This is a genomic window from Salinimicrobium tongyeongense (assembly GCF_026109735.1).
Classification (GTDB): domain Bacteria; phylum Bacteroidota; class Bacteroidia; order Flavobacteriales; family Flavobacteriaceae; genus Salinimicrobium; species Salinimicrobium tongyeongense.
Map to the genome: position 1 here is coordinate 1,720,788 of NZ_CP069620.1, position 11,598 is coordinate 1,732,385.

Genomic DNA, 11,598 nt, shown 5'->3' on the forward strand with positions numbered 1-11,598 from the left:
TTGTTTAGGATATGAAAAATAGAACTATAAAGACAATAATACTAGGATTGGTGTGTACCTCATTATCCTATTCTGGCTACGCACAGAAAGATAATGTGCACCAGCGGTCTTCAGAGTACCAGGCCCCTGTAGATCCTTTAGTAAAAGCTAAACTGGAAAATTGGCGTGATCAAAAGTTCGGAATTTTGATTCACTGGGGAATATACTCTGTACCAGGTATCATTGAGTCATGGTCAATTTGTTCTGAAGACTGGATAGAAAGGGATAGTACAATTGCTTATAACGACTACAAGAAGTGGTACTGGAATCTAGAAAAGGTTTTTAATCCTGTGAATTTTAACCCTGATCAATGGGCCGAAGCGGCTGAGTCTGCAGGAATGAAGTATCTGGTGTTTACTACCAAACATCATGACGGTTTCAATATGTTTGATACTCGACAAACAGATTATAAAATAACTGCCGGGCCTTTTAAAAATCATCCCAAAGCGAACGTTACAAAGCACATTTTTGAAGCTTTCCGGAAAAAAGATTTTATGATTGGTGCTTATTTCTCCAAGCCCGATTGGCATTCCCAATATTATTGGTGGGATAAATATGCCACTCCCAACCGAAATAATAATTACGATATCAACAGGTATCCCTGGAGATGGAACAAGTTTAAAGATTTTACTTTTGATCAGCTCTATGAGCTAATGACCGATTATGGATCTATTGATGTTTTGTGGCTTGATGGAGGATGGGTTAGGCCAAAGGAAACGGTTAACGATGAAGTGAGGGCTTGGGGGGCACCTATTCCGGAATGGAGTCAGGATATAGATATGGATAAGATTGCTGCAATGGCCAGAAAGGCCCAGCCGGGAATTATCTTTGCAGATCGTACAGTTCATGGACCTTATGAAAACTATCAAACCCCAGAGCGGAAAATTCCAGATGTAAAACTTAATTATCCGTGGGAGAGTTGCCTGCCACTTGGCGATAATTGGGGTTATGTTCCTAATGATAATTTTAAAACATCTCATGAGGTGATCCATAATCTAATAGAAGTAGTAGCAAAGGGTGGTAATATGTTATTGGGAGTTGGACCAAAATCTGATGGAACTTTACCCCTTGACGCAGTTGCTATTATGGAGGAGATTGGGGAGTGGCTTGAAAAGAACGGAGAAGCTATTTATAGCACCCGTTCTATGGATTTTTACAACGACGGTACTACCTATTTCACCCAGAAAGATGATAAAAAATATGCCATTGTTCTGTTGGAAAAAGGAACAAAAATCCCTAGATCTATTTCCTGGAAAGGGAACTTACCTAAAAAAGGCAGCAATTTGAAACTTTTAGAAACTGGAGAAGAAGTAAAATGGGAAGTTAGAAATAAAGAAGTTTTTGTCAATTTACCTGCAAAATATAATGGAACAACTGCAGCATTGACGTTTTCATTTAATTAATAATTTTTCTAATATCTTCAGATTTAAAAAAAGCAATATTATCATCCTGGGGAAGATTACAGCATTGGAATGTAAGGAACTCCTTAGTGAATTAATTAAATTTTCTTCTGAAACAGAAATTATGTTGCTCCTGGAAAATCTCAGAATTTAATATTCAGGATATATATTAACTAATTAGAGCGAAAGCCAATTACAATTGATTAACTATAGGAAATCTTGAAGAAAAACCAATAATTATAATGATTAAATTTATTGTTATTAATGAAACTTTATTTTTCACTTTTAAGCTTTTTTTTCTGCTAATATCTACGGGTATGTGGGCTCAGAATAAAAATAATTCACTTACTATTTTAGAAGAGGAATTTATTTTTGAGAGGGCTGACTTCCCTCAATGTCATGCTTCAACTATAGAAGTATTGGAAAATGGTGAAATTATTGCTGCCTGGTTTGGGGGAGAATATGAACGGCATCCTGAAGTGAGTATCTACACCAGTGTTAAATCAAGCTCGGGATGGTCATTACCCCGTAAAGTAGCAGATGGAATAGTGAATGATTCCCTCAACTATCCCACCTGGAATCCGGTTCTTTTCAAATCAGATTCAAAAAAATTGTTTCTGTTTTACAAAATTGGGCCTTCCCCTTCACAGTGGTGGGGCATGTACAAAGTTTCACAAGATGACGGTAAAACATGGACACTTCCGTTGAGGCTCCCCGATAATATTCTGGGGCCTATTAGAAATAAACCCCTTCAGATCGGTAGTAGGATTATAAGCCCTTCCAGTGTGGAGAGCTCAGATGGGGAAACCTGGCAATCACATGTAGAAATATCTGAAGACGACGGGGAAACCTGGCGAAAAGTACCTATAGATTCAATTTCTGATTTCAAAACAATACAACCTGCTATTATTCAATATAATGGCGTATTAAAAGCCTTTTTCCGAAGTGATCAGGATGTTCTAATGGAGAGTTTGAGCAAAGATCTTGGAGAGAGCTGGACAAAACTGGAAAAAACATCTATTGCTAATCCTAATTCAGGAGTTGATGCTGTCACCTTAGCTAACGGTCATCATTTATTGGTATACAATCCTTTGAAGAGTGGTAAAGACTGGCACAATGGACGTAATAAGCTATACGTAGCAATATCATCGAATGGAGAGAATTGGAGGCCTATTCTAAAACTTGAAGACGAAGTTAAAGGAGAATATAGTTATCCTGCCATTATACAGGATAATAATGGGGATATACACATTACATACACCTATGAGCGTGAAAGAATAAAATACTTAAAACTAAGATTAAATTAGTAAGATTGTTACTATAATATGATCAGTAAATATTTACCTAAGTGAACATTATGAAAAGGAGAAATTTCCTAACAAAAGTTAGTGCAGCCGGTGTTGGTCTGCCATTAATCAACGCAAATGTATTTATGGACCTGCCTCTTTTTGAAAATAAAACAGCATCAGGACCCATTAGTGTTACCACCTGGAATTTTGCCGAGGCTAATCGCACTGCAGGAGAGTTGTTGAGCAAAGGCGCATCTGCCCTTGATGCTGTAGAACAGGGAGTACGTGTTGAGGAGTCAAATATTAAAAATCAAACTGTTGGAAAGGGAGGAGCGCCAGACAGGGATGGAAACGTGACACTTGATGCCTGTATCATGGCGCCTAATGGAAATTTTGGAAGTGTTTGTTTTCTTGAGAATATTGAACATCCTGTCTCTGTAGCACGAAAAGTTATGGAAGAGACTCCGCACAATATGCTGGTTGGTGAAGGAGCATATCAATTTGCAATAAAACAAGGCTTTGAACCAGTAAATCTTTTAACACCTGAATCAGAAGCTAATTGGGAAAAATGGCTTGAACAAAAGGAGTATAGACCAATAATAAATATCGAGAATCACGATACTATTGGGATGCTTTGTCTTGATGAAAAGGGAGATATAGCAGGAGCCTGTACTACTTCTGGCCTGGCTTACAAAATGAGAGGTAGGGTGGGAGATTCGCCCATTATTGGTTCAGGTCTTTTTATTGATAATGAAGTAGGAGGAGCAGTGGCCACAGGTCTTGGAGAAGAGATCCTTAAGAATGTAAGTACTTTTCTCATAGTTGAACTTATGCGTTCAGGGAAAAGTCCTCAGGAAGCTTGTGAGATTGCTATGGATAGAATAATCAAAAAGAATCCTGATTATAAGAATTTCCAGGTAGCATTTATTGCCCTTAATAAAAAAGGGGAAGTTGGCTCTTTCTGTATCCATCCCGGATTTACTTATCTTAAATATGAAAATTTAGAAAACAGAGAAATGAAAAGTAAAACTTACTTATAAAGAAGCTCAATTTAATTTGAGTAAAAAGAGAGTCCATGATAATTTTTTTTTATTACGGACTCTCTTTTTGCTTCATTTTAAAACTGCCACTTAACAAAGGCTTCCATTGCTTCGTAATTTGCCAAACCTAGTTTATGATAGGCCCTGGCGGTCTCACGGTTTCTGTCTTCGGCTCTTTGCCAGAACTCCCTTTCGTCATCTCCGGGGAATACAGGACGGTCTTTCTGCGACTGATGCTGAAAGATAGCATTCCGTTTTCTTTCCACTTCCTGCGGGGATAAAGGAACTGCCATTTGTACTTCATGAGTTTCAAATTCGTGCCAGGCCCCACGGTATAACCATAGCCAGGTATCTTTGACCCAGTCTTCAGTTTCTTTTAGTCGCTTTAAGGCTTCTACCACAATATTGAAACATACCAGGTGGGTGCCGTGTGGATCGGCAAAATCTCCTGCTGCAAAAACCTGGTGTGGTTTTACTTTCTTCAGCAAGTCCATGGTAATTCTCACATCTTCATCTGTGGGAGGGTTCTTCACGGTTTTTCCGGTTTCATAGAAAGGCAGGGCCATAAAGTGGATATTTCCATCGGCCAGGCCGGCATAACGTGCACCGGCAATAGCTTCAGTTTTACGGATGAAGCCTTTTACATTCCTTATTTCAGGAAGGTCGAGCTGGTTTGGCTGCTTCGTTTTCAGGAAATTCCGCATTTCATCATAGATCTTTTCCAGTTTGCTGCTGTCTTCACCTATACTTTTATTGAAGTCGATCGCAAATTCCACATAGCGTAAAACATCGGTATCCCACACTGCGGTATTTCCGGAGGTTTGATAAGCCACATGCACATCATGCTCCTGATCTACCAGCCTAATGAAAGTTCCTCCCATGGAGATCACATCATCATCTGGGTGGGGTGAAAAGATAAGTGCACGTTTTTGAGCGGGTTCAGCTCGTTCGGGGCGTTGTGAATCATCGGCATTGGGTTTTCCACCGGGCCAGCCGGTGATAGTGTGTTGCAGCTGATTGAATACGTTGATGTTGATATTGTACGCCGGCCCCTTCTCTGTAGCCAGCTGTGCCATGCCGTGGGTATTATAATCTTCATCGGTAAGCTTCAGGATTGGTTTATTAACTTCTGCTGAAAGCCATATCACCGCTTTCCTGATAAGATCATCATCCCAGCTGCAGTCTTTTACAAGCCACGGAGTGTTGAAGCGGGTTAGTTCGGCAGCGGCATCATGATCGAGCACAAATTCGGTATTGTCTGAAAGCTGAAGATAGGTAGCAGGAACTTCGCCTGAAATTTCCCCTTCCACAGCTTTTTTAATGATAGATGCTTTTTTCCTGTTCCAGGCCATCAGGATAATTTCCTTGGCTTTGAAAATGGTTCCAATTCCCATCGTAATGGCTTTGGTAGGAACGTTTTCTTTTCCCCCAAAATCCCGAGAGGCATCACGCCTGGTAAGGTCGTCTAGCGTTACAAGCCTGGTACCCGAATTAGGTGCCGACCCTGGTTCATTAAAACCAATATGCCCGGTTCTACCAATTCCCAGGATTTGTAGATCCAAACCGCCCAGAGCTTCTATCTGGTTCTCATAATCGATACAGAAATCGGCGATCTCCTCTTTTTCGAGGGTGCCGTCGGGAATATGTATGTTTTCCTTTTTGATATCAATATGATCAAAAAGGTTCTCGTTCATAAACGTCACGTAGCTTTGACGTGATTCGGGGTTCATGGGGTAATATTCGTCCAGGTTAAAGGTGATGACATTCTGGAAGCTTAACCCGTCTTCTTTGTGACGGCGCACCAGCTCTTCGTAAACCTGTACAGGAGTGGCCCCTGTGGCCAGCCCTAGAACAGCCATTTCTTCCCTGTCCTGCTTTCTTTTTATGAGGTTGGCAATGCGGTCGGCCACTTTAAGGGAGGCAATCTGTGCATTTTCATAGACACTTACGGGTACTTTTTCAAAACGTGTTTCTTCAAGAAGATTTAATCTTGCCATAATATTTGTAGAGGTAAAATTGTAGTATGTTGGTTCAGTTTAACTATTGTTTATCAGGCTAATTTGTTTCCCGAAAATATTTTCCATCACTGTAGCCACAGATCCCAGGAGCACCGAATCATCACCCAGGTTGGAAAGAGAGATTTTGGTCTTTTCCCTCAACTGCGCCATACAATAAGTGTTTATGGATTGTTGTATAGGAATGGTGATGAACTGGCTGGCCTTCGCAAACTTTCCTTCCAGAATGATAAGTTCTGGGTTGAAGAGCTGGATGAGGATGGCCAGGCCTTTTCCCAGGTTAATGCCCACTTTTGAAAGTATATTTATAGAAAATTGATCGCCCATATTGGCTGCTTCAATGATCTTTTCGGGTTGTAGGTTTTTCAGGTCTTCTTCGGAAAGGAGGTTCAAACTTGTGCTTTCCCCGGCTTTTATTCCTTCCTGGGCCATTCTTGTTAAAGCCAGCCCTGAAGCCACTGTCTCCAGGCAGCCTCTTTTACCGCAATGGCACAACTGCCCGTCATCAACGAGGGGAATATGACCAAACTCCCCTGCAAAGCCCGATGAACCCTCATAAACCTTTCCGTCAATGATAACACCCAGTCCAATTCCCCAGTCCATAGAGATCACCAGTACATTATCCCTGTTGGTGGCCATCCCAAAATTAGATTCTGCCACACAGGCACTCTTGGCATCGTTCAGAATAAAAATAGGCTTGTTGAACTTTCGTTCCAGGATGTCTTCAAGAGATTCAGACTCCTCTTCCTTGATAAAATAGGTAAAATTCCGTCCTTCTTTTGAAGACACCAACCCGGGCATACTTATCCCTATCCCAAGGAGCTTATCCAGGTCTATGCCCGAAGTTTCTATAAGTTTATTTGCTTCTTCAAAAATGTGATCAACCAGTCCGTCCCCGGTTTCGAGCTCAAAAAGATCTTTAAAGTCGGCTACTTTTTTGTTGTGGTTGTCAAAAATGGCAATTTTGAGCCTGGATCTTTCCAGCTGGATTCCCATGACGTAGAACATATCTTTATCAAGTCTGTAAAGGTCTGGCTTTCTTCCACCTGCAGATTCTCCCTGGCCTTCTTTCTTGACCCAGTTTTGATCCATTAACTGGTTAAGCAGCCTAATCGAAGTGGGTGAACTAATATTAAATTCCTCGCAAATTTGCGTATTGGTTTGCGGACCTTGAAAATATAGGCTTTGTATAATTTTTAATTTCTGGAGATGTTTTTTGCGCTCTACACTGCTCCGGGCTTTGGGAGGCTGTGAGCTTAATAAAAATTTTTGGATATCCTTCAAAATTTTATGTCGAGGTGAGTTTAAATTAAAATCTAAAATATGAAAAAAAAGCTATGCTTAACAAGCAACTTATTAAAAATTTTTACAAAAGATTTTACCTGTATTGGTTTATTTTATTTATGTTGGTGGTGGAAATCTCTTAGGGGAAATTGTTCTAAGGTTTGAGAAATTATTCTTCAAATTTGAAATAAAGCTATCTTGCTCCCAGTTATGATTAGGAAAAAATTACTTTAAAAAATGACGTATAGCTCAGCAAAAATAAAATTGCTTATCATTGGCCTTGGCTTTTCTTTTGGATTGAATGGGTGTTCAGGTTCAAAGCCAGCGGTACATTCAGGAAAGGCCATTTCGGAAAAGGAGGTGAGAAAACCTGAAGGAGTCGGTGAAAAAATGCCTGCTGTAACTCCACAAGAAGTCTTTGAAGAACTTCCTGTTACTCCTGAAGCAGACAAAGAGAAACCGGTAAAGGCAAATTTTATAAACTCTCCTTTTGTGATGCGGGAATTCCGTGCTGCCTGGATTGCAACTGTAGCCAATATCAACTGGCCCAGCAAAGCGGGTCTTTCTACAGCTCAGCAGCAAAAAGAAGCTATAAATTTGCTCGATTTTTTAGTTGAACATAATTATAATGCTGTAATATTTCAGGCCCGGCCACAGGCAGATGCATTATATGAAAGCGAATTGGAGCCCTGGTCGTTTTTTCTTACCGGAGTACAGGGGCAGGCGCCAGATCCATATTATGATCCATTGCAGTTCTGGCTTGATGCAGCGCATGAACGCGGGCTTGAATTTCATGTATGGTTAAACCCTTATCGCGCACATCATTCTACAGGCGGTGAAGTTACTCCGGCTTCAGCTGTGACAAAGTATCCCAATTTTATGGTGAAGCTAAAAAATGGGATGTGGTGGATGGATCCTGCTAAAAAAGCCACTCAAGACCATACTTCAAAGGTCGTAATGGATATCGTAAAGCGCTATGATATCGACGGAATCCATTTTGATGACTATTTCTATCCTTATGCTTCTTACAATAAAGGAGAAGATTTTCCCGATGCCGCTACTTATCTTGCTTATCAGCAGGAGGGTGGGGAGTTGTCAAAACCCGATTGGCGCCGTGATAATGTAAATAAGTTTGTTAAGCGGATATATTCTGAAATTAAGGAAGAGAAACCCATGGTGAAGTTTGGAATAAGCCCTTTTGGGATTTACCGCCCGGGTTATCCTCGTTCAATCACAGGAATGGATCAATACTCTGAACTTTATGCCGATGCCCGGCTTTGGCTAAATGAGGGCTGGGTAGATTATTACGCTCCCCAATTGTATTGGAAAATAAGTCAGGCAGGGCAGAGTTTTCCGGTTCTACTGGGTTGGTGGGAAAAAGAAAATCATTATAACCGGCATTTATGGCCCGGAATCAATATAGATTTTGGAGGTGATGACCTTAATCTCATTGAAACCCTAAGTCAAATTATGATTACCCGCGGAATGCTGCCTAATAGCAAAGGAAATATTCAATGGAGTATAGGTCCGTTGCTCAAGTATCCGCATCTTTCTGCAGGTATTCTGGAAAAAGCATATCATAAAAAAGCACTGGTGCCTGCTTCTCCCTGGCTGGATGAGAGAGTTCCGGCAAAACCTTCAGTAGAAATAATAAACAATGGGAAAAATGTTACGGTTGAATGGGAGCATGCTTCAGAAAATGATGTTTTTAAGTGGGTAGTGCACTATATGTTCAATGGTCAATGGGATTACAAGATCCTCAATAAAAATCAACGATCCCTTCTCTTACCACTATCGGTTAACGGGCATCAGCTTTCAAAAATTGGAGTAACCGCCGTAAATAGAAATGGTAACCAAAGTGAGTTTTTTGAGAAGAAAGTGATAGCTCCTTTGCCTTAATTTTTTTCAAATTCAGTAATTTACCATTCAAATAATTTAAAAAAATAAAGGCTGAAAATGACATTTTTGAACCGTTGTGTTTATGCACTTATCTTAGCAGTAGCATTTATTGGGTGTAACGATGCAAAACAAGATCCCATTACCAATAATGAAAACCCCACAGATGCTTTCATTAAAGATGTGCAGGGGGAATACGCACCCGATAGGCGGGTGGCGAGGTTTGATGTGACAGGTGAGGAATATGAAGGGAAATTTGTGCTCAGGGGGGAAACAACAAATCATGAAGCTCTTGCAAGGCTGAAGCAAAAGTTGGATTCGGCTCAAATTAAATACGTTGATAGCATTCAGGTTTATCCTTCTAAAGGTTTAGAAGGGGAAACAAATGCCCTGGTGAGAATTTCAGTTGCCAATTTACGCTCTAATCCACAACATTCTGCAGAACTTGCCACTCAGGCTACTCTTGGTACTCCACTAAAGGTCCTGAAAAAAGAAGGGGAATGGTACCTGGTACAAACACCCGATAAATATTTATCGTGGGTAGACCATGGTGGTATTAGTTTGCTTTCAGACAAAGAATTCAGGAGGTGGAAAGCTGCTGAGAAAGTTATTTTTACCGAAGCTTACGGCCAGGTGAATAAAGAAGCTTCTGAAAATTCTGAAGTAGTCTCAGATGCGGTAGCGGGAAATATTTTTGTATTGAGAGGTGTCAAAAATGGCTTTTTTGAAGTAGAATATCCTGATGATCGCACAGGATTTATAAATACTTCTGAAGCTCAAAAATATTCTGACTGGATCGATAATCTGGAAATTTCCGAAGAAAATCTTGTAAAAACTTCAAAAGAATTTATGGGATTACCATATTTATGGGGTGGAACCTCTGCAAAAGGAGTCGATTGCAGCGGCTATACAAAAACAGTTTTTTTCATGAACGGATTGATAATTCCCCGTGATGCTTCACAACAGGTACATGCAGGCATGTTGGTAGATTCCACTAAAAATTTTGAAAAGCTTCAGAAGGGAGACCTCCTGTTCTTTGGAACTCCAGAGAAAGATGGGAATAAGGAGAAAGTGGTGCATGTCGGAATGTGGATTGGTGATAACCAGTTCATACATTCCTCGGGCAGGGTCCAGGTGAGCAGTATGGACTCGGAAGCTCCAAATTTTGATGAATTCAACTATAACAGGTATCTACGCACAAAACGATATTTAAATCATGAAGATCATTCTATTATCTACTTAACTGTTAGTGATTTGTTTGGACGATAAAATGTAATCATTTCCTATGGGTGTCATTTAAGAAGTATTGATCTTATAATAACCTTTATAATCTTCACAAATACTTAATAAAAAAATTTAAATAAGTTCTTCTTTTTATTGATTTTTATATCTTTATAAAGACGCATTCATGTAACTTATTCTAATAAGAATTAATGGATGACTGTCTAAAATTCCTGTACTATGATTAAAGCTCTAAATCATAATTCCTATAATAATCAGGTAAATATTACTCAGGTTAAGCAGCGTTATCCAGCCCTGGATGTCTTAAGAGGAATGACAGTTGCATTAATGATTCTTGTCAATACTCCCGGCAGTTGGAATAGTATTTACGCACCTTTTAGACATGCTGACTGGCACGGTTTCACCATTACAGATTTAGTTTTTCCAACTTTTTTATTTGTAGTGGGTAACGCAATGAGTTTTAGTTTGAAAAAATTTCAAGATCAAGGGGAGGTAGTATATCTTAAAAAAGTTTTTAAAAGAACAATTTTAATTTTTTTAATAGGTCTATTTCTTAATGCATTTCCATTTTTTCATTGGTCCGGAGGAGAGTTTATTTTAAATGATCTTTCATCCGTTCGAATTATGGGTGTTTTACAACGTATAGCAATTTGCTATTTTATAGCCTCCCTCATAGTAAAGTTTTGGTCGGTCAAGGGGTCTTTGGTGATAAGTGCGATGATATTATTGGGATATTGGGGGGTGTTATGGTATTTTGGAGATTCGGCCAACCCTTTCGGACTCGAAGGGAATCTAGTACGCAAAATCGACTTGTTTTTTATTCCTGATGAAAATCTTTACCAAAGCTTTGGACTTCCTTTTGATCCGGAAGGATTATTAAGCACATTACCTGCCGTTGTTAATGTATTGGCCGGATATGTAGCCGGTGTGTTTATTCAAAAATCTGGAAGCTCCCTTCCTACAATTGCTAAACTTGTGCTGACAGGAATTGCTTTAGTATTAATTTCAAAAGCATGGGATTTTCTCTTACCTATTAATAAATCTCTCTGGACCAGTTCATATGTATTATTGACCATTGGTTGGGATTTAGTAGTAATTGGTGCATTGATCTGGATTATAGAACATATGAACTTAAGAAGATGGGCTTACTTTTTTGAAGCCTTCGGTCGCAATCCATTGTTTATTTATGCACTTTCAGGAATGATCATAGCAGTAATGAATCTTATTCATATTGAGGGTCTAAGCTTAAAATCATTAATTTATAAAGAGGTTTATGTTAGTTGGCTTAATGATTATAATGCATCCCTTCTTTTCGCGGTTACTTATGTATTTGGTCTGTGGGTGATTGGCTATTGGATGGACAAAAAGAAAATCTACATCAAAGTTTAATTCT

8 protein-coding genes are annotated in these 11,598 nt (G+C 39.5%); 6 read left to right on the forward strand and 2 right to left on the reverse strand.

The window, feature by feature from the left end:
- Positions 1 to 11 precede the first annotated feature (11 nt).
- From JRG66_RS07615 to JRG66_RS07625, 3 genes are all read left to right on the forward strand, one after another.
- Complete coding sequence (locus JRG66_RS07615; protein ID WP_265165342.1) at positions 12 to 1,442, forward strand: alpha-L-fucosidase; 1,431 nt, start codon at positions 12 to 14, stop codon at positions 1,440 to 1,442.
- A 239-nt stretch (positions 1,443 to 1,681) separates the two neighbouring features.
- The gene (locus JRG66_RS07620) at positions 1,682 to 2,746 is read left to right on the forward strand and encodes a sialidase family protein (RefSeq protein WP_265165344.1); all 1,065 of its coding nucleotides are present in this window, start codon (positions 1,682 to 1,684) and stop codon (positions 2,744 to 2,746) included.
- 50 nt (positions 2,747 to 2,796) lie between these two features.
- Entirely contained in the window at positions 2,797 to 3,768 is a 972-nt protein-coding gene (locus tag JRG66_RS07625; protein WP_265165345.1) for a glycosylasparaginase, read from the forward strand.
- A 77-nt stretch (positions 3,769 to 3,845) separates the two neighbouring features.
- Here the strand turns inward: JRG66_RS07625 and nagB are convergent, their stop codons facing one another.
- Together nagB and JRG66_RS07635 are read right to left on the reverse strand one after the other, a co-directional pair.
- Positions 3,846 to 5,765, reverse strand: coding sequence for a glucosamine-6-phosphate deaminase (nagB, locus tag JRG66_RS07630; RefSeq protein WP_265165346.1), 1,920 nt, complete (start codon positions 5,763 to 5,765; stop codon positions 3,846 to 3,848).
- Positions 5,766 to 5,804: 39 nt separating this feature from the next.
- Complete coding sequence (locus tag JRG66_RS07635; protein WP_265165347.1) at positions 5,805 to 6,875, reverse strand: ROK family protein; 1,071 nt, start codon at positions 6,873 to 6,875, stop codon at positions 5,805 to 5,807.
- Between the two features lie 429 nt (positions 6,876 to 7,304).
- Between JRG66_RS07635 and JRG66_RS07640 the strand changes: the two genes are divergently transcribed.
- The 3 genes from JRG66_RS07640 (at position 7,305) to JRG66_RS07650 (ending at position 11,594) form a co-directional block, all read left to right on the forward strand.
- Positions 7,305 to 8,966, forward strand: coding sequence for a glycoside hydrolase family 10-like protein (locus tag JRG66_RS07640; RefSeq protein WP_265165349.1), 1,662 nt, complete (start codon positions 7,305 to 7,307; stop codon positions 8,964 to 8,966).
- 57 nt (positions 8,967 to 9,023) lie between these two features.
- Complete coding sequence (locus JRG66_RS07645; protein ID WP_265165350.1) at positions 9,024 to 10,232, forward strand: C40 family peptidase; 1,209 nt, start codon at positions 9,024 to 9,026, stop codon at positions 10,230 to 10,232.
- 192 nt (positions 10,233 to 10,424) lie between these two features.
- Positions 10,425 to 11,594 (forward strand): acyltransferase family protein, encoded by a 1,170-nt coding sequence (locus tag JRG66_RS07650; RefSeq protein WP_265165352.1) that lies wholly within the window; start codon positions 10,425 to 10,427, stop codon positions 11,592 to 11,594.
- Positions 11,595 to 11,598: the final 4 nt, after the last annotated feature.

What these genes read in the sequence shown, in the direction of transcription:
- JRG66_RS07620 (WP_265165344.1), top strand. Translation starts at nt 1,682, where the DNA reads ATGATTAAATTTATTGTTATTAATGAAACTTTATTTTTCACTTTTAAG.
- JRG66_RS07640 (WP_265165349.1), top strand. Translation starts at nt 7,305, where the DNA reads ATGACGTATAGCTCAGCAAAAATAAAATTGCTTATCATTGGCCTTGGC.
- JRG66_RS07645 (WP_265165350.1), top strand. Translation starts at nt 9,024, where the DNA reads ATGACATTTTTGAACCGTTGTGTTTATGCACTTATCTTAGCAGTAGCA.
- JRG66_RS07650 (WP_265165352.1), top strand. Translation starts at nt 10,425, where the DNA reads ATGATTAAAGCTCTAAATCATAATTCCTATAATAATCAGGTAAATATT.
- JRG66_RS07625 (WP_265165345.1), top strand. Translation starts at nt 2,797, where the DNA reads ATGAAAAGGAGAAATTTCCTAACAAAAGTTAGTGCAGCCGGTGTTGGT.
- JRG66_RS07635 (WP_265165347.1), bottom strand. Translation starts at nt 6,875, where the DNA reads ATGGATCAAAACTGGGTCAAGAAAGAAGGCCAGGGAGAATCTGCAGGT.
- nagB (WP_265165346.1), bottom strand. Translation starts at nt 5,765, where the DNA reads ATGGCAAGATTAAATCTTCTTGAAGAAACACGTTTTGAAAAAGTACCC.
- JRG66_RS07615 (WP_265165342.1), top strand. Translation starts at nt 12, where the DNA reads ATGAAAAATAGAACTATAAAGACAATAATACTAGGATTGGTGTGTACC.